This is a genomic window from Leclercia pneumoniae (assembly GCF_017348915.1).
Lineage (GTDB): Bacteria > Pseudomonadota > Gammaproteobacteria > Enterobacterales > Enterobacteriaceae > Enterobacter > Enterobacter pneumoniae.
The window spans coordinates 3,023,884-3,046,590 of sequence record NZ_CP071383.1 but is presented as its reverse complement, the minus strand read 5'-3'; the positions used below and the strand labels follow the sequence as shown (position 1 = coordinate 3,046,590).

21 protein-coding genes are annotated in these 22,707 nt (G+C 56.4%); 16 read left to right on the top strand and 5 right to left on the bottom strand.

The window, feature by feature from the left end; genetic code table 11:
* Nucleotides 1-35 precede the first annotated feature (35 nt).
* A complete protein-coding gene (locus JZ655_RS14765) occupies nucleotides 36-977 on the bottom strand; it encodes a formate/nitrite transporter family protein (RefSeq protein ID WP_046884661.1) in 942 nt (313 codons plus the stop codon).
* Nucleotides 978-1,291: 314 nt separating this feature from the next.
* Between JZ655_RS14765 and mlaA the strand changes: the two genes are divergently transcribed.
* On the top strand, nucleotides 1,292-2,044 hold the full coding sequence (mlaA, locus tag JZ655_RS14760) for a phospholipid-binding lipoprotein MlaA (RefSeq protein WP_046884662.1): 753 nt from the start codon (nucleotides 1,292-1,294) through the stop codon (nucleotides 2,042-2,044).
* Between the two features lie 44 nt (nucleotides 2,045-2,088).
* Here mlaA and fadL read toward each other — a convergent pair whose 3' ends face one another.
* Nucleotides 2,089-3,435, bottom strand: a complete 1,347-nt coding sequence (fadL, locus tag JZ655_RS14755; protein WP_040074613.1) for a long-chain fatty acid transporter FadL — start codon at nucleotides 3,433-3,435, stop codon at nucleotides 2,089-2,091.
* A gap of 371 nt (nucleotides 3,436-3,806) precedes the next feature.
* On the opposite strand from fadL, the gene JZ655_RS14750 reads away from it, so the two are divergent.
* The 4 genes from JZ655_RS14750 to sixA all read left to right on the top strand — a co-directional run bounded on the left by JZ655_RS14750 (nucleotide 3,807) and on the right by sixA (nucleotide 8,402).
* Nucleotides 3,807-4,091 carry a YfcZ/YiiS family protein gene (locus tag JZ655_RS14750; protein WP_040074614.1) on the top strand — a complete coding sequence of 95 codons (285 nt, stop codon included), beginning with the start codon at nucleotides 3,807-3,809 and terminating at the stop codon, nucleotides 4,089-4,091.
* Between the two features lie 161 nt (nucleotides 4,092-4,252).
* Nucleotides 4,253-5,563 carry an acetyl-CoA C-acyltransferase FadI gene (gene fadI / locus JZ655_RS14745; RefSeq protein ID WP_207292165.1) on the top strand — a complete coding sequence of 437 codons (1,311 nt, stop codon included), beginning with the start codon at nucleotides 4,253-4,255 and terminating at the stop codon, nucleotides 5,561-5,563.
* Nucleotides 5,563-7,710, top strand: coding sequence for a fatty acid oxidation complex subunit alpha FadJ (fadJ, locus tag JZ655_RS14740; RefSeq protein ID WP_207292164.1), 2,148 nt, complete (start codon nucleotides 5,563-5,565; stop codon nucleotides 7,708-7,710). The genes fadI and fadJ overlap by 1 nt, the downstream gene beginning before the upstream one ends.
* A 206-nt stretch (nucleotides 7,711-7,916) precedes the next feature.
* A complete protein-coding gene (gene sixA, locus JZ655_RS14735) occupies nucleotides 7,917-8,402 on the top strand; it encodes a phosphohistidine phosphatase SixA (RefSeq protein ID WP_207292163.1) in 486 nt (161 codons plus the stop codon).
* Nucleotides 8,403-8,445: 43 nt separating this feature from the next.
* Here the strand turns inward: sixA and smrB are convergent, their stop codons facing one another.
* Nucleotides 8,446-8,997 (bottom strand): endonuclease SmrB, encoded by a 552-nt coding sequence (gene smrB / locus JZ655_RS14730; protein ID WP_040074618.1) that lies wholly within the window; start codon nucleotides 8,995-8,997, stop codon nucleotides 8,446-8,448.
* Between the two features lie 157 nt (nucleotides 8,998-9,154).
* Between smrB and prmB the strand changes: the two genes are divergently transcribed.
* From prmB to JZ655_RS14700, 6 genes are all read left to right on the top strand, one after another.
* Nucleotides 9,155-10,087: a 50S ribosomal protein L3 N(5)-glutamine methyltransferase gene (prmB, locus tag JZ655_RS14725; protein WP_040074619.1), complete on the top strand. Its 933-nt coding sequence runs from the start codon at nucleotides 9,155-9,157 to the stop codon at nucleotides 10,085-10,087.
* Nucleotides 10,088-10,148: 61 nt separating this feature from the next.
* Nucleotides 10,149-11,234 carry a chorismate synthase gene (gene aroC / locus JZ655_RS14720; protein ID WP_207292162.1) on the top strand — a complete coding sequence of 362 codons (1,086 nt, stop codon included), beginning with the start codon at nucleotides 10,149-10,151 and terminating at the stop codon, nucleotides 11,232-11,234.
* A gap of 2 nt (nucleotides 11,235-11,236) precedes the next feature.
* Entirely contained in the window at nucleotides 11,237-12,061 is an 825-nt protein-coding gene (gene mepA / locus JZ655_RS14715; protein ID WP_207292161.1) for a penicillin-insensitive murein endopeptidase, read from the top strand.
* The gene (locus JZ655_RS14710; protein ID WP_040074622.1) at nucleotides 12,061-12,870 is read left to right on the top strand and encodes a sulfite exporter TauE/SafE family protein; all 810 of its coding nucleotides are present in this window, start codon (nucleotides 12,061-12,063) and stop codon (nucleotides 12,868-12,870) included. The genes mepA and JZ655_RS14710 overlap by 1 nt, the downstream gene beginning before the upstream one ends.
* The gene (locus tag JZ655_RS14705; protein ID WP_046884667.1) at nucleotides 12,870-13,418 is read left to right on the top strand and encodes an elongation factor P hydroxylase; all 549 of its coding nucleotides are present in this window, start codon (nucleotides 12,870-12,872) and stop codon (nucleotides 13,416-13,418) included. The genes JZ655_RS14710 and JZ655_RS14705 overlap by 1 nt, the downstream gene beginning before the upstream one ends.
* 9 nt (nucleotides 13,419-13,427) lie before the next feature.
* Entirely contained in the window at nucleotides 13,428-13,706 is a 279-nt protein-coding gene (locus tag JZ655_RS14700) for a YfcL family protein (RefSeq protein ID WP_040074625.1), read from the top strand.
* Between the two features lie 38 nt (nucleotides 13,707-13,744).
* On the opposite strand, the gene mnmC is transcribed toward JZ655_RS14700, so the two are convergent.
* A complete protein-coding gene (gene mnmC, locus JZ655_RS14695) occupies nucleotides 13,745-15,745 on the bottom strand; it encodes a bifunctional tRNA (5-methylaminomethyl-2-thiouridine)(34)-methyltransferase MnmC2/FAD-dependent 5-carboxymethylaminomethyl-2-thiouridine(34) oxidoreductase MnmC1 (RefSeq protein WP_207292160.1) in 2,001 nt (666 codons plus the stop codon).
* A gap of 158 nt (nucleotides 15,746-15,903) precedes the next feature.
* Here mnmC and fabB point away from each other — a divergent pair, with 158 nt between their 5' ends.
* A complete protein-coding gene (gene fabB / locus JZ655_RS14690) occupies nucleotides 15,904-17,121 on the top strand; it encodes a beta-ketoacyl-ACP synthase I (RefSeq protein WP_207292159.1) in 1,218 nt (405 codons plus the stop codon).
* Between the two features lie 206 nt (nucleotides 17,122-17,327).
* Nucleotides 17,328-18,503 carry an MFS transporter gene (locus JZ655_RS14685; RefSeq protein WP_207292158.1) on the top strand — a complete coding sequence of 392 codons (1,176 nt, stop codon included), beginning with the start codon at nucleotides 17,328-17,330 and terminating at the stop codon, nucleotides 18,501-18,503.
* 41 nt (nucleotides 18,504-18,544) lie between these two features.
* Here JZ655_RS14685 and flk read toward each other — a convergent pair whose 3' ends face one another.
* On the bottom strand, nucleotides 18,545-19,549 hold the full coding sequence (gene flk / locus JZ655_RS14680) for a flagella biosynthesis regulator Flk (protein ID WP_040074631.1): 1,005 nt from the start codon (nucleotides 19,547-19,549) through the stop codon (nucleotides 18,545-18,547).
* 114 nt (nucleotides 19,550-19,663) lie between these two features.
* Here flk and pdxB point away from each other — a divergent pair, with 114 nt between their 5' ends.
* The 3 genes from pdxB (at nucleotide 19,664) to truA (ending at nucleotide 22,689) form a co-directional block, all read left to right on the top strand.
* On the top strand, nucleotides 19,664-20,800 hold the full coding sequence (gene pdxB / locus JZ655_RS14675) for a 4-phosphoerythronate dehydrogenase PdxB (RefSeq protein ID WP_207292157.1): 1,137 nt from the start codon (nucleotides 19,664-19,666) through the stop codon (nucleotides 20,798-20,800).
* A 63-nt stretch (nucleotides 20,801-20,863) separates the two neighbouring features.
* Nucleotides 20,864-21,877: an aspartate-semialdehyde dehydrogenase gene (locus JZ655_RS14670; RefSeq protein WP_040074633.1), complete on the top strand. Its 1,014-nt coding sequence runs from the start codon at nucleotides 20,864-20,866 to the stop codon at nucleotides 21,875-21,877.
* Nucleotides 21,877-22,689, top strand: a complete 813-nt coding sequence (truA, locus tag JZ655_RS14665; RefSeq protein ID WP_046884671.1) for a tRNA pseudouridine(38-40) synthase TruA — start codon at nucleotides 21,877-21,879, stop codon at nucleotides 22,687-22,689. Before JZ655_RS14670 ends, truA begins: the two co-directional genes overlap by 1 nt.
* Nucleotides 22,690-22,707: the final 18 nt, after the last annotated feature.

The following is a 22,707-nucleotide window of genomic DNA, read 5'->3' as shown; positions in this document are numbered from 1 at the left end:
GCGCGTGGCCGCCCGACTGCTTAAAGAGTCGCCATTCAGGTTGATTTTTTTGCGTCTTTCCCGCTTTCCTGCAACTCCTGTTCTTTCGCTTTGGCTTCGGCCTTGCGCTTATTTGACATGTCGTTACGGATTTGCGCATGGCTCAGCAGAGCAAAAATAAAGGTGCCGCCGCAGATATTTCCCGCCAGGGTTGGCAGAGCGAATGGCCAGAAAAATTCCGTCCAGGGGATTGTCCCGTTGAAAACCAGGTACAGAATTTCAACGGCGCCAACCACGATATGCGTCGTATCGGCCAGCGCAATCAGCCAGGTCATCAGAATAATGACCACGATTTTCGCCGAGCCGGCAGAGGGAAACATCCACACCATGGTGGCGATGATCCAGCCGGAAATAATCGCGTTGGAGAACATCTCCAGCGGAGTATTCTTCATCACGTCCATACCAATTTTGACAAAAGCATCTCGCGTCTCTTCATCAAAAATGGGCATATATTCAAACGCCCAGGCCGCTATCCCGGTCCCGACGATATTCCCCAGCAGTACCACGCTCCACAACCGCATCAACAGGCCAAAGTTGCTCCATGTCGGGCTCTGCATAACGGGCAGAACGGCGGTGACGGTGTTTTCGGTAAAGAGTTGCTGACGCGCCATAATGACGATAATAAAACCAAAGGTGTAGCCGAGGTTTTCCAGCAGAAAAGCACCCGGCACGCCGTCAAGCTGTACGTGGAAAATCCCTTTCGCCAGCAGAGACGCGCCCATCGATAGCCCCGCGGCGATAGCCGACCAGAAGAGGGCCATCGCATCGCGTTCCATCTCTTTTTCACCATCCTGGCGAATGTGCTCATGAATCGCCATCGCCCGAGACGGAAGATGTTCCTCGTCGACCTCTATTTTTTTGCCCCGACTTTTCTCTTCACTTTCGACTTCCAAATCTTCGGTATGCTCATCAATTTTCTCTTCTTTTAATTCATCCATTTCGCTGCTCCTGACGGGGTTCTTATCTATTAAGCGTAGCGACTTTTTGCCCGTATCCCTTGGGGAAGCTCCGAAATTCTTCTAAAGCTTATAAAGCCAATACATCTTCTTTAAAGCAGAGTTAAAATCGGCGGCGATCGAAAATGCTAAGCCAGGCTATTCTGAAATCATAAAGATGATGATTCCTGCCCGTAATTGTGTTCGTGGACATCGATAAACGTGCTGATACAATCACCTGCATGTTTACAGACGGAGCGCAAACGCTTCGTTGCGGATGGCAATCAACGATGGCCATACTTAACAGGGAGAAACCTATGAAACTTCGGCTATCGGCGCTTGCGCTGGGCACGACTTTGCTAGTGGGGTGTGCCAGTTCCGGAGAGCAGCAGGGGCGCTCGGACCCGTTCGAAGGGTTTAACCGCTCTATGTACAGCTTCAACTACAACGTGCTGGATCCTTATGTCGTCCGTCCCGTGGCGGTCGCCTGGCGTGATTACGTCCCTCAGCCGGCCCGTAACGGTCTGAGCAACTTCACCAGCAACCTTGAAGAGCCTGCCGTGATGGCGAACTATTTCCTGCAGGGCGATCCCTATCAGGGCATGGTGCATTTCACCCGCTTCTTCCTGAATACCTTGCTGGGGATGGGGGGCTTTATTGACGTGGCGGGGATGGCTAATCCTAAACTGCAGCGTGAACAGCCGCACCGTTTCGGTAGTACGCTTGGGCATTACGATGTGGGTTACGGCCCGTACGTCCATTTGCCATTCTATGGCAGCTTTACGCTGCGTGAGGATGGCGGTGATATGGTCGATACCCTTTACCCAGTGCTCTCCTGGCTTACCTGGCCACTCTCTATCGGTAAGTGGACCCTTGAAGGTGTTGAAAGCCGCGCGCAGCTGCTGGATTCCGATGGGCTGCTGCGTCAGTCTTCCGATCCGTACATTCTGGTGCGTGAGGCGTACTTCCAGAATCACGACTTTATTGCCAGCGGCGGTAAGTTGAAGCCGGAAGAGAACCCGAACGCCAAGGCGATCGAGAACAACCTATCCGAGATTGATGCGGAATAAAAAAAAGGTGAGCTAAGCTCACCTTTTTTACTGCCTGCGCGAAATCAGAACGCGTAGTTAAAGTTCGTACCGAACAGCCAGGCTTTCCCTTCAGATTTGAAGTCGTAAGCCGCAGCGCCTTCACCTTCGGTGAAGCTCACTTTCTGGCCGTGCATATAAGATGCACCGACGTCGATAGAGGCATCATCGTTGAAGGCATACGTCATACCGGCACTCAGCCACAGACGATCCTGGTCAGGAATGGAGATAGAGCGTTTGTCAGCCGGAACCGGGCTGTCATCGAAGGCAATACCGGTGCGGAAGGTCCAGTTTTTATCGTAATAATAAGTGGTACCCAGCGCGATACGATACGCATCTTTAAAGCCTTCGTCCTTCTGGAACAGCACCTGGCCATTGTCGCCTTTCGCTTTCAGCTCCTGGAACTGACTCCAGCTGGTGTATGCCAGGCTGTAGTGAATCGCCCATTGCGGCGCAACGCGGTTATAACCCGAAACTTCCCACATTTCCGGAAGATTCAGGGTCAGGGAGCCGTTAACGGTTCTGCCGCCGGTGCCCGCTGGCAGCTGAGTCATCCCCATGCTGGCGAAGATTGAGCTTAACGCCGGATTGATAGAACTCTTGTAGTCGCCGTCGAAGTCGATTTTCACTTCAGAGCGATAGGTCAGGCCCCAACGGTTGTTTTTATCCAGCTCATAGAGGATACCGGCGTTCCAGCCATAGCCCCACTCATCCCCTTTCAGGTGAGCAATCTGATCGTCCGGAGAGTTGATACCGTCAACCAACTGGGAAGGGACACCCTGCTGTTGCAAGCCGCCAGCCAGCAGTGGACCCAGGGAACCTGCGTAGCGCTCAATTTTGGCCTTCGCGTAAACGGCATCGAAACCAAGACCGAAGCTCCAGCTATTATTCAGACGATAGGCACCGCTCAGATTCAGGTTAACGGTAGTCAGATCGGTTTTACCGCCGTAAATCCCGGCACCATAATTATTATTAAATTCGGTTGCCAGACCATAGTTAGAGGTTACGGATGCGCCCCAGCCAAACTGTTCATTGATTGGCATAACGAAGTGCATATTCGGCACCCAGGCTACCGGGGCAATATTGTCCTGGTTGGCACTGCCCGTCAGGGCTGAGTTACCTTTTACGTCAACATCCGGATCGATATAAACGGCACCGATCGAGAAGGTCGGACGGTCGAACAGGGTAATCAGGGCCGGGTTACGGCTCACGTTACCTGCGTCGTCAGCGATTGCACCTTCCCCGGAATAGGCACGGCCAAGGCCCGAGGAAGAGAATTCGTTAAGCTGGAAGCCCGCTGACCAGGCGGAGGTGGAGACGATTGCCACTGCGACTGCTAACGCAGTTTTTTTAAACAGGGTTTTCTGGCTCATGACCATAACCTCATTGAGTTATTTTTATGCAATTTTTGTTACATAGAGTAACAGGAGCGCGAAGTGTAGGGTCTGAGGTAACACTTAGAAATCAGACCAGTGGCGAGAGTATAGGTCTGACCAGATGGAATGTTGCAAGTATGTTTATTAATTTCGCACAACATGTTTTTCGAAACGGGATCTGGCTGGCAATTTTGCCGCCCATCGGACTCCTCCGAATGGGTGATTTTTGTTTTAGATCATTTTTAAGTGGGATAAAGCGCCGGGGTCGCGCTTTACGCCATTAACGACTGGAGAGCGGATTCTCCGGGGAGTAAAATATCAGCATCGTGTTTAGCTCGCGCCCTGCGCGAAAAGAGAGGAAAGCGACTATGAGTAAATGCAGTGCTGATGAAACCCCGGTTTGCTGCTGTATGGATGTTGGCACCATCATGGACAACTCCGATTGCACCGCCTCATACAGCCGTGTGTTCGACACCCGTGCCGAGGCTGAAGAGACCCTTGCCGCATTAACAGAACGCGCGCGTGGCGTGGAGTCCGATCCTTGCCAGATCACCCCTACCTTTAAAGAGGTTGAAGGTGGCGTGCAGCTGGATATCGATTTTGTCTTTGCCTGTGAAGCCGAAACGCTGATTTTCCAGCTTGGGCTGCGTTAAGATTCGCATCAACGCCTCTGATTCCAGAGGCGTTTTCTCCCCCTCTCTGTGTTACCGCTCGCAATTTTTCTTCCTCCTGATTGGCTTATGTAAAAATTTGGTTAAGACTGTTATCAGGTCAGACCACTTTGCGCTTAATTTTGTCATTACAGGGGAGTGTTATGAGTCAGGCATTACCGCTAATCACCCGTCAGGGCGATCGCATTGCCATTGTCAGCGGATTACGTACCCCCTTTGCCCGCCAGGCAACGGCGTTTCACGGGATACCGGCTGTCGATCTGGGAAAAATGGTCGTGGGGGAGATGCTTGCCCGCAGCGAAATACCTCCCGAGGTGATTGAACAGCTGGTCTTTGGCCAGGTTGTGCAAATGCCGGAAGCGCCAAATATCGCCCGTGAAATTGTGCTGGGCACGGGTATGAACGTACATACCGATGCTTACAGCGTCAGCCGCGCCTGCGCCACCAGCTTCCAGGCGGTGGCTAACGTTGCCGAAAGCCTGATGGCTGGCACCATTCGCGCCGGTATTGCCGGCGGCGCTGACTCCTCGTCTGTGCTCCCCATTGGTGTGAGTAAAACGCTGGCCCGGGTGCTGGTAGACGTCAACAAAGCCCGGACCCTGGGGCAACGTTTAAAACTCTTCTCACGGCTGCGTCTGCGCGATCTGCTTCCGGTGCCCCCTGCGGTTGCCGAGTACTCCACGGGTCTGCGGATGGGCGACACCGCTGAACAGATGGCAAAAACCTACGGTATCACCCGCGAGCAACAGGATATGCTGGCTCATCGCTCCCATCAGCGCGCAGCGCAAGCCTGGGCGGAGGGAAAGCTGGCTCAGGAGGTTATGACGGCATACACCCCGCCGTACCGTGAGCCGCTAAGTGAAGACAACAATATTCGTGGCCAATCAACGCTTGCCGATTATGCCAAACTGCGCCCGGCTTTTGATCGTAAACATGGCACCGTAACGGCCGCAAACAGCACGCCGCTCACCGATGGTGCCGCCGCCGTGATCCTGATGACTGAATCTCGTGCCAGAGAGCTGGGGCTCACGCCGCTCGGCTACCTGCGCAGCTACGCCTTTACCGCCATTGATGTCTGGCAAGACATGCTGCTGGGCCCTGCCTGGTCCACGCCACTGGCGCTGGAGCGAGCGGGTCTTACCCTCGGCGATCTTACCCTTATTGATATGCACGAAGCGTTTGCCGCCCAGACGCTGGCGAACCTGCAATTGCTTGCCAGCGAACGATTCGCCCGTGATGTACTGGGGCGCTCTCATGCCACCGGCGAGGTTGATGAGAGCAAATTCAACGTGCTGGGTGGATCTATTGCCTACGGACATCCCTTCGCGGCAACCGGGGCGCGCATGATTACCCAGACGCTGCACGAGCTGCGCCGTCGCGGTGGTGGATTTGGCCTCGTCACCGCCTGCGCGGCGGGTGGTTTGGGTGCAGCCATGGTACTGGAGGCGGAATAATGGATAACATGACAGCATTTACCCTACATGTACGGCTGGATAACGTGGCGGTGGTGACCATCGACGCCCCCGGCGAAAAGATGAATACCCTGAAAGCCGAATTTGGCGCGCAGGTGCGTGCCATCCTCAAACAGGTGCGTGAAAACAAAGCGCTGCGCGGCCTGGTGTTCATTTCTGCAAAACCCGACAACTTTATTGCCGGCGCCGATATCAACATGATTGCCAGTGCGCCTGACGCACAGGCTGCCGAAGATCTTGCCCGCCAGGGACAGCAGATCATGGCCGAGATCCATGCCTTGTCGATCCCGGCGATCGCCGCGATCCACGGCGCCTGTCTCGGCGGTGGGCTTGAGCTGGCGCTGGCATGTCATGGGCGCGTCTGCACTGACGACAACAAAACGGTACTCGGTTTACCGGAAGTTCAGCTCGGCCTGCTTCCCGGCTCTGGCGGCACGCAGCGTCTGCCGCGTCTGGTGGGTGTCAGCATGGCCCTGGAGATGATCCTCACCGGCAAGCAACTGCGTCCGCGGCAGGCGCTGAAGGCGGGGCTGGTGGATGAAGTGGTACCGCACTCCATTCTGCTTGAGGCGGCCGTCGAGCGCGCCCTGCAGGGGCGTACGACCCGTCGCCTTCTGCCCGTGCGCGAGCGTGTGCTGGCCGGGCCGCTGGGGCGCACCTTGCTCTTCAGCATGGTGGGTAAAAAAACCGAGCAGAAGACCAAAGGAAACTACCCGGCGGCAAAACGCATTCTTGAGGTCGTGGAGACAGGTCTTGCTCAGGGCAGCAGCAGCGGTTATGCCGCTGAAGCGAAAGCCTTTGGTGAACTGGCGATGACTACCGAATCGCAGGCGTTACGCAGTCTCTTTTTCGCCAGTACCGATCTGAAAAAAGATCCCGGCAGCGAGGCTCAACCTGGCCCGCTCAATGCGGTTGGCGTGCTCGGAGGCGGACTGATGGGAGGGGGAATTGCCTTTGTCACCGCCAGCAAGGCCAGAGTGCCAGTACGTATTAAAGACATCAATCCAAAAGGGATCAATCATGCGCTGCAGCACAGTTGGCAGCAGCTTGATAACAAGGTCAAACGGCGCCATATCAAAGCCAGCGAGCGCGATAAAACCCTGGGAATGATCTCCGGTACCACGGACTACAGCGGATTTCATCACCGGGATGTGGTGATCGAGGCGGTGTTTGAAGATCTGGCGCTTAAACAGCAGATGGTGGCAGAGGTTGAAGCGCACTGCGCGCCGCACACCATTTTTGCGTCAAATACCTCTTCGCTGCCGATTAGTGATATTGCCGCCCTTGCTGCGCGGCCGGAGCAAGTGATTGGGCTCCATTTCTTTAGTCCGGTTGAAAAAATGCCGCTGGTGGAGGTGATTCCACACGCTGCGACCAGTCCGCAAACCGTGGCAACTATCGTCAGTCTGGCGAAAAAGCAGGGAAAAACGCCGATCGTGGTAGCGGATAAAGCCGGTTTCTACGTGAACCGTATTCTTGCTCCCTACATTAATGAGGCGATGCGTCTACTCACCGAAGGGGAAAAGGTCGAGCATATCGACGACGCACTGGTGAAATTTGGTTTCCCCGTCGGCCCAATCCAACTTTTGGATGAGGTAGGAATTGATACCGGAACTAAAATTATTCCTGTACTGGAAAGTGCTTACGGTGAACGATTTGCTGCCCCTGCAAACATCGTTGCAGCGATTTTGAATGACGATCGCAAAGGCAGAAAAAATGGCCGTGGTTTCTATCTTTACGCTGCAAAAGGGCGTAAAAGCAAGAAGCAAGTTGACCCAGCGATTTATGGGCTTATTAGGTCACAGGGGCAGAGCAAACTCTCCGCAGCGCAGTGCGTAGAACGCTGCGTAATGATGATGCTTAACGAAGCGGCACGCTGCTTTGACGAGGGTGTGATCAAAAACGCCCGGGATGGCGATATCGGTGCGGTGTTTGGTATCGGTTTTCCACCTTTCCTGGGTGGCCCGTTCAGGTATATGGATACGCTGGGAGCGGGTGAAGTGGTTGCAACGTTGCAGCGTCTGGCTGCGCAATATGGCCCACGGTTCGCACCGTGCGACGCACTATTGCAGATGGCCACGCAGGGGCTGAAATTCTGGCCAGCAAAAGAAACTGATCTTGTAAGTTAAGGTCAAAGAAGAGTAAATCCTTCGTTGAATGAAGGGTCTCCGTCCAAATTGTAAACGGGCATTGACTATAATTACGCCGATGAGGTAAAAAACGGCGTTTCATTCAACGATGGGATCAGGCACAATGCCCGGCCATTGGGTTTGCTACCCTGCAATTTTTGCAGGTTGTGAACGCCGATGATCCTGGTCAACAAAAGCGGTGCAATATGCAAGTTTTTATCATGCGTCACGGCGACGCGGCTCTTGAAGCCGCCAGTGACTCTGTCCGTCCTCTTACACCTTGCGGCTGTGACGAATCCCGTCAGATGGCTACCTGGCTGAAAGGGCAAAAAGTGGATATTGAACGTGTCCTGGTGAGCCCGTATCTGCGAGCTGAACAGACGCTGGATGTGGTAGGGGAGTGTATGAACCTGCCAAAAGAGGTCGATGTTCTGCCTGAGCTTACTCCGGGCGGCGATGTCGGTCTGGTCAGTGCCTATCTTCAGGCCCTGTGCAATGAAGGTGTCGCCTCGGCGCTGATCATCTCCCACCTGCCACTGGTTGGTTATCTGGTTTCTGAACTCTGCCCGGGCGAAACGCCGCCGATGTTCAGCACCTCAGGGATAGCGAATGTCACTCTCGATGAGTCGGGTAAAGGGGTGTTTAACTGGCAGATCGGCCCTTGCAATCTAAAGATGGCCAAAGCCATCTGACGCCAATGTCATTAAGGCGGGGCGCTTAGCACCCGCCTTTCTGTCAGGGCAGCTCAGGCGGCTGCCACTCTTCCACCTCAATCAGCACCAGTAATGCGGCATCTCCACCGTACTCTTTGGGTGCCTGATGAAAAGCCATAATATGCGGATGCTGGGCAAGCCAGAGCGGGGTTTGCTGTTTAAGAATATGCTTTCCGTGGCCGTGCATCACGCAGGCGCAGAAAACATGCTCCCGACGGCAGGCGGCGATCAATGCGCCCAGCTCCTGTTTGGCCTGCATCTGGGTTAATCCGTGCAGATCGAGAAATAACTCCGGCGAATAATCACCCCGACGCAATTTCTTCAGCTCAAAGTGGCTCACATCCGGGCGCACATACTTCATCGCCCCTTCCGTATTCAGCAGCGGCTGAAATTCATCCGAGAAATAGTGGCTGGCATCGGCCTGCTCTGAGATCAGGCGTTTTACCGGTAGCTCGGTGATTTTTTTACGCTGCGGGCGGTGGACAAAGGTGTCCTGCTTAATTTTACGCGTGCCGGTCATGAGCTGACGAAACAGCGTTTGATCCTCCTCGCTGAGCGATGTTTTCTTTTTCATTTGGTCGTCTCATCTTCTGTTTGCCACAGTGTACCTGACTACCCGCCCCGCAAAACGCATTTTTTAAACGCCAGCCGTTGCTGACAATGCTGATTTATCGCCGTCTTCATGGCAAACTAGCCGCCGAAAAATTAGCGAGCATGCCCTGGAGGGAAAAGTGGATAAAATATTTGTCGATGAAGCAGTGAATGAGCTGCATACCATTCAGGACATGTTGCGTTGGTCGGTTAGCCGCTTCAGCGCCGCCAACATCTGGTATGGTCACGGTACTGATAACCCGTGGGACGAAGCGGTGCAGTTAGTTCTGCCGTCGCTCTATCTGCCACTGGATATCCCTGAAGATATGCGCACTGCGCGCCTGACCTCCAGCGAGAAACACCGTATCGTTGAGCGCGTCATTCGCCGCGTGAACGAGCGTATTCCGGTAGCCTACCTCACCAATAAAGCCTGGTTCTGCGGCCACGAATTCTACGTTGATGAGCGCGTGCTGGTTCCGCGTTCGCCTATTGGTGAGCTGATTAACAATCAGTTCTCTGGCCTTATCGACCATCAGCCTGAACATATTCTGGATATGTGCACCGGTAGCGGCTGTATAGCTATTGCCTGTGCTTACGCCTTCCCGGAAGCAGAGGTGGACGCGGTCGATATCTCTTCCGACGCGCTGGCGGTGACGGAACATAACATCGAAGAGCATGGCCTGATCCATCACGTCACGCCGATCCGCTCCGATCTGTTCCGCGATTTGCCGAAGCTGCAATATGATCTGATTGTCACCAACCCGCCGTACGTCGATGCGGAAGATATGTCCGATCTGCCAAACGAGTATCGCCATGAACCAGAGTTGGGTCTTGCCTCCGGTAGCGACGGCCTGAAACTGACCCGCCGCATTCTGGCCTGCGCGCCAGAGTACCTGACCGACGACGGCGTTCTGATTTGTGAAGTGGGCAACAGCATGGTACATCTGATAGAGCAGTACCCGGATGTGCCGTTCACCTGGCTCGAATTTGACAACGGTGGCGACGGCGTCTTTATGCTGACCAAAGCGCAGCTGATCGCAGCGCGCGAATACTTCAGCATCTACAAAGATTAATCCAGCGGGCTTCGGCCCGTTTCACAACGCTCAAACACAGAACAACGACAACGGAGCCGTGATGGCAGGAAACAGTATTGGACAATTATTCCGCGTGACCACGTTCGGTGAGTCACACGGGCTGGCGCTGGGCTGTATCGTTGATGGCGTGCCGCCAGGCATCGAACTGACAGAAGCGGATTTACAGCACGACCTCGACCGTCGTCGCCCGGGCACCTCGCGCTACACCACACAGCGTCGCGAGCCGGACAGCGTCAAGATCCTTTCCGGTGTTTTCGAAGGCCGCACAACCGGCACCAGCATTGGTCTGCTGATTGAAAACACTGACCAGCGCTCGCAGGATTACGGCGCCATTAAAGATGTGTTCCGTCCGGGCCATGCCGATTACACCTACGAACAAAAATACGGTTTTCGCGACTATCGCGGCGGCGGACGCTCTTCTGCGCGTGAGACAGCGATGCGCGTGGCGGCAGGGGCGATTGCCAAGAAATACCTGGCCCAGAAATTTGGCATCGTGATCCGCGGCTGCCTTACCCAGATGGGCGACATTCCGCTGGCCATCAAAGACTGGGATCAGGTCGAACAAAACCCGTTCTTCTGTGCCGATGCCGATAAACTTGAGGCGCTGGACGAACTGATGCGTGGCCTGAAAAAAGAGGGCGACTCCATCGGTGCCAAAGTCACGGTTGTGGCGGAGGGTGTTCCTGCGGGCTGGGGTGAACCGGTCTTCGACCGCCTGGATGCTGATATCGCCCACGCGATGATGAGCATCAACGCCGTGAAAGGGGTGGAGATTGGCGACGGTTTCGGCGTTGCGGCGCTGCGCGGTAGTCAGAATCGCGATGAAATTACCAAAGAGGGCTTCCAGAGCAATCATGCGGGCGGCATTCTGGGTGGTATCAGCAGCGGTCAGCACATTGTGGCCAATATTGCGCTGAAACCGACCTCCAGCATCACCGTGCCGGGTCACACGATTAACCGCTCTGGCGAAGAAGTTGAGATGATCACCAAAGGGCGTCACGATCCTTGTGTGGGGATCCGCGCGGTGCCGATCGCAGAAGCGATGCTGGCCATCGTGCTGATGGATCACTTCCTGCGCCAGCGCGCGCAGAATGCGGATGTGACGACCACCATTCCACGCTGGTAAACATGAAAAAAACCACAATTGCTCTGCTGGCGCTGGTTGCCAGCGGAGCCAGCCTGGCAGCGACGCCGTGGCAGAAGATTACCCATCCGGTGGCGGGAAGCGCGCAGTCTATTGGCGCCTTCTCGAATGGCTGTATCGTCGGCGCGCAAGCGCTGCCGTTGCAATCCAGCACGTATCAAGTCATGCGCACCGATCAGCGACGTTACTTCGGCCATCCGGATCTGGTCTCGTTTATCGAACGTCTGGGTACCCAGGTTAACACTCTCGGGCTGGGAACGATGCTGATAGGCGATATGGGGATGCCAGCGGGCGGGCGCTTCAATGGCGGCCACGCCAGCCATCAGACCGGGCTGGATGTCGATATCTTCCTGCAACTCCCTAAAACACGCTGGACGTCTTCGCAATTATTAAAGCCCCAGGCGCTGGATTTGGTAGCGCGTGACGGCAAAAACGTGGTGCCGTCGCTCTGGACCCCAGAGGTATTTAGCCTGATCAAGCTTGCGGCAAAAGACAACGACGTGACGCGCATCTTTGTTAACCCGGCCATTAAACAGCGTCTTTGCCAGGATGCCGGCAGCGATCGTGACTGGCTGCGCAAAGTGCGGCCGTGGTTCCAGCATCGCGCGCATATGCACGTTCGGCTGCGCTGCCCGGCAAACAGCCTGGAGTGTGAAGATCAGCCTTTGCCTCCGGATGGCGACGGCTGTGGCATGGAGTTACAAAGCTGGTTTGAACCACCAAAACCGGGTACCACTAAACCTGAGAAGAAGACACCGCCTCCGCTGCCCCCTTCCTGTCAGGCGCTACTGGACGAGCATGTACTGTAATGGATAATTTCGTTGAGTTATTTATGGTGTCACCGCTGCTGCTGCTGGCACTTTTTTTTGTCGCTATGCTGGCGGGCTTTATCGATGCCCTGGCGGGCGGCGGCGGCTTGTTAACTGTCCCTGCGCTGTTAGCGGTAGGGATGAGCCCGGCGCAAGCGCTGGCGACCAATAAGCTGCAGGCCTGCGGGGGATCCGTCTCCGCCACGCTCTATTTTGTACGCCGCAAAGTGGTCAGCATTGCCGATCAGAAACTCAATATTTTGATGACCTTTATCGGCTCAACGAGCGGGGCGCTGCTGGTGCAGCACGTTCAGTCCGACATCTTACGTCAAATCCTGCCGCTGCTGGTCATCTGTATTGGTCTCTACTTCCTGCTTATGCCAAAACTGGGCGAAGAGGACCGCCAGCGCCGACTGCACGGTCTGCCGTTTGCCCTCATCGCCGGGGGTTGCGTGGGATTCTACGACGGCTTTTTCGGGCCGGGGGCCGGGTCGTTCTACGCGCTGGCCTTTGTCACCCTGGCCGGTTTTAACCTCGCTAAATCCACCGCCCATGCCAAAATGCTCAACGCCACCTCGAACCTGGGCGGCCTGCTGCTGTTTATCATCGGCGGTAAGGTGATCTGGGCAACCGGTTTTGTCATGATGGCAGGACAATTTCTTGGGGCGCGAATGGGTTCGCGCCTGGTGCTCAGCAAAGGGCAACAGCTCATTCGTCCGATGATCGTGATCGTCTCGGCGGTGATGAGTGCAAAACTACTTTATGACAGCCACGGACAGGAGATCCTCAGCTGGTTGGGGATGAACTAATGAACAGTACGCATAAATATGAACAGCTGATCGCCATTTTCGACGGCTGCTTTGCCGATGATTTTAATACCCGTCTGATTAAAGGCGACGACGAACCGATCTATCTTCCTGCAGATGCAGAAGTGTCGTACAACCGGATCGTCTTTGCCCACGGATTTTATGCCAGCGCCATGCACGAGATCTCACACTGGTGCATTGCCGGAAAAGCCCGCCGCGAGCAGGTCGATTTCGGCTACTGGTACTGCCCGGACGGTCGCGACGCCGCGACGCAGGGGCAATTTGAGGATGTGGAAGTGAAACCGCAGTCCCTCGAATGGTTGTTTTGCGTCGCGGCGGGTTTTCCCTTTAACGTCAGCTGCGACAATCTGGAAGGCGAGTGCGAACCGGATCGTATCGCGTTTCAACGTCGCGTGCATGCGCAGGTCATGACGTACCTGGATAAGGGAATACCGGAACGCCCGGCGCGCTTTATCCAGGCGCTGCAAAACTATTATCACACACCGGCCATAACGGCGGAGCAGTTCCCGTGGCCGGAAGATCTTAATTGAGGAAAGAAGATGATCGCAGAATTTGAATCACGCATCCTGGCGTTAATTGATGACATGGTAGAGCACGCCAGTGACGATGAACTGTTTGCCAGCGGTTATCTGCGTGGGCACCTGACGCTGGCGATTGCCGAGCTGGAAGCGGGTGACGATCACTCTCCGCAGGCCGTGCACCAGGGGGTGAGCCGCAGCCTTGAAAAAGCGATTCAGGCCGGTGAACTCAACCCGCGCGACCAGTCTCTGGTGGTGGGCATGTGGGACAACCTGTTCCAGCAGGCCAGCAAGCACTAAGCTTTACCCTCCCTCTCCCGCGGGAGAGGGAAGTACCCCTATTTTACCTGCTTTCCTTTCAGCAATTTTCTCACCCATAGCCGGTTCGGATTCAATCCCGCCAGGGTCGTCGCATCCAGCGGAATAGGCTCATTACTCATTTGCGATGCCAGCACCTCTGCCGCCAGCGGCGCGGAGCAGAGGCCACGCGAACCCAGCGCACCCAGCAGATAGAGATCGGGCCACACCGGCGCAGAGTCGGCGTTCTCTTTATTGCTTGCCAGATCGGCATAGCGCGCCAGCGTGGCGTCGTAGTCTGCCACGTTACCGATCATCGGCAGATGATCGCGCGAGGCGCAGCGCACCCCGTTACGGGCCTGCTTGCCGCTGACATCCACCTCTTTAGCCCATTCAGCACTGGGGAAGCAGTCCAGCAAGCGCTGACGATTATGCTGCTGATCTTCATCGCGATAGCGAGCCTCGGTCTCGCCGCGATGATAACTGGCGCCAATACAGTGCTGGCCGTTGGAGGGATTCTGTGGCGTGAGGTAGCCGTCATAACAGAGTACCTGGCGCAGCTGGCTGAGCCGAGGCGCCGCCGGGATATGGCTGACCTGGCCACTCACCGGATAGACCGGTAGGGCCTCTGTCTGACTGAACCCACTGATATTTTCCCCGTTGGCCAGCACTACCGCGTGATGCTGCTCGCGCTGGCCGTCGCTAAAGGTAATCGTCCACTGTGCCTCTTCACGCGTTAAAGATGCTGCGGTGCGGGCGTAGTGCACCTGTAAACCGCGCTGGCAGGCGAGGGCGATAGCGCCTGCGGTGAGTTCTGCCGGGCAGAGCCAGCCGCCGAGCGGGTACTGAATGCCACCGCAGCCGGTTTCCACCCCGGTTGTTTCATGCACCTGCGCCGCGTTCACCGCTGCGGCGAGGGGAGCTGGCAGCCCCAGTGAAAGCATCTGGTCGATTTTTTGCTGACTTTTTTCATCCCAGCCGAGCTGGGTTACGCCGCACCAGTCATGATCAAAGCTAACCGGCAGGGCATCGTAGAAACGACGGGCGAAAGTAAAGGCCGCGGGGAAAAAGCGGCTCAGGGCCGGATCGTGAGCGCTGAGTAGCGGGTAAAGCGCCCCCTGGCGATTGCCGGACGCTCCCGCGGCCGGGCCGTCGTCGGCGCAGTACAAGGTGACCTGCCAGCCGCGCTGAATCAGGGCCAGCGCGAGAAGGGCACTGGCGACGCCGCCGCCGATAATGGCCGTTTCCCGTTTCTCACTGCCGCTGCGGGCAAACCAGGGGGCGCGAGCCGGGGAGGCGTTGTCCTGCTCCATCACCCCCACCAGCATTTCCCGTTTGCGGCCAAAACCTTTTACCTTCTGCACGCTGAAACCGGCCTCTTTTAACCCGCGACGGACAAAACCGGCGCAGGTAAAGGTCGCAAATGTCCCGCCCGGGCGCACCAGGCGCGCCATTGCAGAAAACAGATTGTCATTCCACATCTCCGGATTTTTCGCCGGGGCAAAGCCATCTAAAAACCAGGCATCGACTTTCTGATTAAGCGAGTCATCCAGGGTTTCGGTTAGCGCGTTAATGTCCCCAAGCCACAGATCGAGCGTGACGCGCCCCTCGTCCATGATCAGGCGATGGCAGCCCGCCAGCGGCAGGGGCCACTGCTTTTGCAGCTGCTCTGCAAAGGGGGCGAGTTCTGGCCAGTGCTGATGCGAAAGGATCAAGTCGTCCTGGGTCAGCGGAAATTTTTCAAAACTGATGAAATGTAATCTTTGCAGGGTAGCGTCGGGGTGTGCGGTGCGGAAATGCGCAAACGCCTGCCAGAGGGTAAGAAAGTTTAAACCCGTACCAAAACCGCTCTCAGCCACCACAAACTGGCTGCGCGGGTGGTCAGGGAAGCGCGAAAGAATGTGGTTTCCGTTGAGGAAAACATAACGAGTTTCCTCCAGTCCGTTATCATTAGAGAAGTAGACGTCATCAAAATCTCGGGAAACAGGTGTACCCTCAGCGTTGAATTCGAGGTTGGCGGGTTGTATAGCGTTATGTTTCACGTAAGTTACTCGTCTGACAGGCAGTGGCACGATCTTAGCGATGTGTGCCTGAGGGTGCAAATTTCCGCAGAAATTGGCTGATCGGACTTGTTCGGCGTACAAGTGTACGCTATTGTGCGACTCGAAACTTACTTTAGTGCGACTTACAGAGGTATTGAATGAAACGTGCAGTGATTACTGGCCTGGGCATCGTTTCCAGCATCGGTAATAACCAGCAGGAAGTCCTGGCATCTCTGCGTGAAGGACGCTCCGGGATCACTTTCTCTGAAGAGTTTAAAGATTCAGGTATGCGTAGCCACGTATGGGGTAACGTCAAACTGGACACCACCGGTTTGATCGACCGCAAAGTGGTTCGTTTCATGAACGATGCCTCTATTTATGCTTATCTCTCCATGCAGGAAGCGATTGCTGATGCTGGCCTGAGCGAAGACGTTTATCAGAACAACCCACGTGTGGGTCTGATCGCCGGTTCCGGTGGTTCGTCTAAGGCGCAGGTATTTGGTGCTGACGCAATGCGTAGCCCGCGTGGTCTGAAAGCGGTTGGCCCGTATGTCGTCACCAAAGCAATGGGTTCTGCGGTCTCCGCGTGCCTGGCAACCCCTTTCAAAATCCATGGCGTTAACTACTCCATCAGCTCTGCCTGTGCGACCTCCGCGCACTGCATCGGTAACGCGGTTGAGCAGATCCAGTTAGGTAAACAGGACATCGTGTTTGCTGGCGGCGGCGAAGAGCTGGGCTGGGAAATGGCCTGTGAGTTCGACGCAATGGGTGCGCTCTCTACCAAGTACAATGAAACGCCTGACCAGGCTTCCCGTACCTATGATGCAAACCGTGACGGTTTCGTTATCGCAGGCGGCGGCGGCATGGTTGTGGTTGAAGAGCTGGAACACGCCCTGGCGCGTGGTGCTCACATCTACGCTGAAATCGTTGGCTACGGTGCAACTTCCGATGGTGCAGATATGGTTGCTCCGTCTGGCGAAGGCGCAGTGCGCTGCATGAAGATGGCGATGCACGGCATTGACACCCCAATCGATTACCTGAACTCCCACGGCACCTCCACGCCGGTAGGCGATGTGAAAGAACTGGGTGCGATTCGTGAAGTCTTCGGCGACAACAGCCCGGCTATCTCTGCAACCAAAGCGATGACCGGCCACTCTCTGGGTGCAGCTGGCGTGCAGGAAGCTATCTACTCTCTGCTGATGCTGGAACACGGCTTTATTGCCCCAAGCATCAACATCGACGAGATGGACGAGCAGGCTGCGGGTCTGAACATCGTGACCGCGCCAACCGAGCGTGAACTGAATACTGTTATGTCTAACAGCTTCGGTTTTGGTGGTACCAATGCCACGCTGGTAATGCGTAAGCTGAACGCGTAAGTTCAGGCAGTTTGCAAAAAGGGAGCCTTAGGGCTCCCTTTTTTACGTTGACAAGGTGCTGATCCGGCAGGCAAACTTCCTGGCTCAACATTATCATCACGGTAATGCGTAAGCGTTTAACGTCAACCAACGCACCTTAATCCTGATCGTCAGGTAGAGGGGGCGTGGCATTTCTCCCCGCCTTACTCTTCATTTCGGAGTAAAGCATGACAGCAGTAACCCAACAAGAAACCTCTTCAGCGAATGTCTCGCTGTTTCGCATCGCCTTCGCGGTGTTTCTCACCTACATGACCGTCGGCTTGCCGCTACCGGTGATCCCCCTGTTTGTTCACCAGGAGCTGGGCTACGGCAATACTTTGGTCGGCATTGCCGTGGGTGTTCAGTTTTTAGCTACCGTACTAACCCGTGGCTACGCCGGGCGACTGGCGGATCAGCATGGCGCCAAACGTTCGGCGTTACAGGGGATGTTTGCCTGTGGACTGGCCGGCGGTGCCTGGCTGCTGGCGGCGCTACTGCCGGTGGATGCAGTGGTGAAATTCGCGCTGCTCATTGTAGGTCGCCTTATTCTGGGCTTTGGTGAAAGCCAGCTTCTGACCGGGACCCTCACCTGGGGAATGGGGCTGGTTGGCCCTGCGCGCTCCGGGAAAGTGATGTCCTGGAACGGTATGGCTATCTACGGTGCTCTGGCGGCGGGTGCGCCGCTGGGTCTGCTGATTCACAGCCATTTTGGTTTTGCTGCGCTGGCCGGCACCACCATGCTACTGCCATTGCTGGCCTGGGCCTTTAACGGCCCGGTACGAAAGGTGCCTGCCCATAAAGGCGAGCGACCGTCGCTATGGAGCGTAGTCGGGCAGATCTGGCAGCCAGGTCTGGGGCTGGCGTTGCAGGGAGTGGGATTCGCCGTTATTGGGACCTTCGTGTCGCTCTACTTTATGAGCCGCGGCTGGGCAATGGCGGGCTTTACCCTGACGGCGTTTGGCGGAGCTTTTGTACTGATGCGCGTGCTTTTTGGCTGGATGCCGGATCGCTTTGGCGGGGTGAAGGTTGCCGTCGCGTCGCTGGCGATCGAGACGGCAGGTCTGCTGCTGTTGTGGCAAGCGCCGGTGGCTTCGGTTGCGCTCCTCGGGGCGGCGCTAACCGGCTGCGGTTGTTCGCTCATCTTCCCGGCGCTGGGCGTAGAAGTGGTGAAGCGTGTGGCGCCGCAGGTGCGCGGCACGGCACTGGGTGGTTATGCGGCGTTTCAGGATATCTCGTACGGCGTAACCGGCCCGCTGGCAGGGCTACTGGCAACCTCGATGGGTTATCCGTCGGTATTTCTGGCAGGGGCCGTTTCAGCCGTCGTGGGGATTGTCGTTACGCTGCTGGCATTTCGTAAAGGGTAGCTCGCTGCCGGGGGATCTCCTCATCCTTGAGGAGAAGCCTGTCAGACCACCAGCCAGAACAGCGCCAGCGCGACCATCAGCGCCACAAACATCAATCCCGGACGTGCAGACAGCGTTCGGAAGGTCTCTACAACCGGGGCAAACAGCGGGCTGTAAATAGGCTGAATATTGCGAGCCTCTGGCACGCCGCTCTCACGTTCGGCACGGCGAACAAAGATCTGGTTCAGGATATCCTGCACCTGAGCGGTCGTCAGCACCGTTTGCGGCGTCGCCTGCCAGTTCTGCTGGGCATAGTCGCGTATCGTCTCGAACTCCTGTGGCTCCAGTGGCTGTTTCAGCGCGGCCTGCACCGTGTGCAGCGTTGGCGCACTCTGGGCATTCAGCGTCTGGCGCGCCTGCAGCCAGGTAACCAGATGGGTGAACTGTTTCGCCGGGATGAGCTCTCCCGCCTTCACCCCTGAAAGCTCCAGCATCGACTGCCAGATAAGCTTCGTTGGCTCGCCGGTAGCGGCAGCCAGCCGGGTGACCATCTGTTTAAGGGTGTTGTGCTCGGCAGGCTGAAGCGGACGTTCCGTCGCGGGCCGCTGTTGCGGCTGAGGGATGGTCAGCTCTTTGTTCTGTAAAAGCGTCAGCACCGTCTTTAGCTGCTCCGGCGTCAACTGGCTTAGCGCCGTGTGTCCGAACTCATGGCGAATAAAATCACTCACCGCCTGGCGGTTATTCCCCTGGCTTAACAACTCCGTCAGTTGTGACACCATCTGACGCGTAGTGTGATTCTGCTGCGCAGCGTTAAGGCGCTGGTTGAGATTCTGTTCGGCCGCAGGGAAGTGGCGCGATTGCAACGGAGTATCGTTCTTCAGCCCCAGATCATGCTTAACCCCGGCCCAGACCTCCGCGTTTTGTTGCGATGTTAGCGCAATAAGACGCGTAATAAGGCGCTCCAGCACGGTGCGCTGCTGCGTGGAGAGAGGCTGTTCGCCAACGTTCGAAGGGGCTACGGGGCCTTCACCCGGAGGGCGCGGCGGCGTGCCTGAAATGGGCTGCATCGTCTATCAATCCTTAAAGTCATTACTCACCGTAAACCGGGTTTACGTGTATGCCTGGCGGCGAGATTATGGCACACTTGGCAGGTTTTCTTCCTCTCAAACAGGTACTCAGCCGTGAAAATCCTCGTTGATGAAAATATGCCTTACGCGCGTGAGCTTTTCAGCCGTCTGGGCGATGTAAAAGCGGTTGCTGGTCGCCCCATCCCCGTCGCGGAACTGGACGACGCGGACGCCCTGATGGTGCGCTCGGTAACGAAGGTGAATGAGGCGTTACTGGCCGGTAAGCCGGTGAAATTTGTCGGCACCGCAACAGCAGGCACCGATCATGTGGATGATACATGGCTGAAACAGGCCGGTATTGGCTTTTCTGCCGCCCCCGGCTGTAATGCCATCGCAGTGGTGGAGTATGTCTTTTCCGCTCTCTTAATGCTGGCCGAACGCGACGGCTTTGCCCTGCGCGATCGCACCGTGGGCATTATCGGGGTGGGGAATGTAGGCGGTCGCCTGCAAAAACGCCTTGAGGCGCTAGGCATACGTACGCTGCTTTGCGATCCGCCGTGTGCCGATCGGGGTGACGAAGGCGAGTTCCATTCGCTGGAGCAGCTGGTGGCAGAGTGTGACGTTTTGACTTTCCATACCCCGCTCTTCAAAGATGGTCCTTATAAATCGCTGCATCTCGTCGACGACGCACTCCTCCGCGCCCTTAAGCCTGGCACTATTCTGATTAACGCCTGTCGCGGGCCGGTCGTGGATAACGCCGCGCTCCTGAACCGTCTCGACGCCGGACAGGATCTGAGCGTGGTACTGGACGTGTGGGAGCCGGAGCCGGATCTCAACGTCGAATTACTGGCGAAGGTGGATATTGGCACCGCGCACATTGCAGGCTACACCCTTGAGGGGAAAGCGCGCGGCACCACCCAGGTCTTTGAGGCCTACAGCGCCTTCATTGGCCAGGCGCAGCAGGTGGCGCTCGACACGCTGCTGCCGACGCCTGAGTTCGGCCGCCTGACGCTGCATGGCCCATTCGATGAGTCGACGCTAAAAAGGCTGGTCCATTTAGTGTATGATGTGCGCCGCGATGACGCGCTGCTGCGTAAAGTGGCGGGTATTCCGGGTGAGTTTGACAAGCTGCGCAAGCATTACCATGAGCGTCGCGAATGGTCTTCCCTGTATATCATGTGTGATGACGCCAATGCCGCGTCCATGCTGCATAAGCTGGGTTTCAACGCCGTTCATCATCCGGTACGTTAATATCTTCTTTATGCTCCCTGTCGGCGATCCCGGCAGGGACGCTTTTTTCTGGAGTAAACCACCATGTCTGAAGGCTGGAACATTGCCATACTGGGCGCCACGGGTGCCGTGGGCGAAGCCCTGCTTGAAACGCTTGCCGAGCGTCAGTTCTCAGTGGGTGAGATCTTTGCCCTGGCGCGTACCGAGAGCGCGGGGGAGTATCTGCGCTTTGCCGGTAAATCGGTGATGGTACAGGATGCCGCGCAGTTCGACTGGACCCAGGCCCAACTGGCCTTCTTCGCCGCGGGCGTTGAAGCCAGCGCAGCCTACGCCGAAGAGGCGACCAATGCGGGCTGTCTGGTCATTGACCTGAGCGGTCTGTTTGCCCTTGAACCCGATGTCCCGCTGGTCGTGCCGGATGTTAACCCCTTTGTGCTGGCCGACTATCGCAATCGCAACATCATTGCCGTGCCGAACAGCCTTACCAGCCAGTTGCTTACCGCGCTGAAACCGCTGATCGACGATGGCGGCTTATCGCGCATCACCGTTACCAGCCTGCTCTCCGCCTCCGCGCGGGGTAAAAAAGCGGTGGATGCCCTGGCGGGGCAGAGCGCGAAGCTACTGAACGGTATTCCTGTCGACGAAGACGATTTCTTTGGACGTCAGCTGGCTTTCAATATGTTGCCACTCCTGCCGGATCGGGAAGGTAGCGTGGCTGATGAGCGCCGTATTGTCGATGAAACCCGCAAAATTATGCAGGACGAAGGGCTGATGATCTCCGCCAGCTGCGTGCAGTCGCCGGTCTTCTACGGCCACGCTCAGATGGTGAACTTCGAAGCGCTGCGCCCGCTGGCGGCAGAAGAGGCCCGCGATGCCTTTGCGCGCGGCGAGGATATTGTCCTGAGCGAAGAGAGTGAGTTCCCGACGCAGGTCGGCGACGCGACGGGCAACGGGCATCTTTCCGTAGGCTGTGTGCGTAACGATTACGGCATGCCGGAACAGGTACAGTTCTGGTCGGTTGCCGATAACGTCCGTTTCGGCGGCGCGCTGATGGCGGTGAAGATCGCCGAAAAACTGGTGCAGGAGTATCTGTACTGATGTCAGAAGTGGAACACAAGCCAGTACATAAGATTGCCCTCGGCATTGAGTACGATGGCAGTAAATATTATGGCTGGCAGCGCCAGAATGAGGTGCGCAGCGTCCAGGAAAAGCTGGAAAAAGCGCTCTCTCAGGTGGCGAATGAACCCATCAGCGTCTTCTGTGCCGGTCGTACCGATGCGGGGGTGCATGGCACGGGCCAGGTAGTGCATTTCACCACTACTGCGGTGCGTAAAGACGCGGCATGGACGCTGGGTGTAAATGCGAATTTACCTGGTGACATCGCGGTGCGTTGGGTGAAAGATGTGCCGGATGATTTTCACGCGCGCTTTAGCGCAACCGCGCGCCGTTATCGCTACATCATCTACAATCAGCGTCTTCGCCCCGCGGTCTTAGGCCAGGGAGTGACCCATTACTATGAGCCGCTGGATGCCGATCGTATGCATCGCGCGGCCCAGAGTTTGCTGGGTGAAAATGATTTTACCTCGTTCCGTGCGGTGCAGTGCCAGTCGCGCACACCGTGGCGTAACGTGATGCACATTAACGTCAGTCGTTATGGCGCGTATGTGGTGGTGGACATCAAAGCCAATGCCTTTGTACATCATATGGTGCGGAATATTACAGGCAGCCTGATGGAAGTGGGTGCCGGACACCAGCCGGAGAGCTGGATTGCAGAGCTGTTAGCGGCAAAGGACAGAACGCTGGCGGCAGCAACGGCGAAAGCGGAAGGGCTGTATCTGGTCTCTGTGGATTATCCGGACCATTTTGACCTACCGAAGCCGCCAATGGGACCGCTGTTTTTAGCGGACTAAGCGCATGTGCAATTAAGG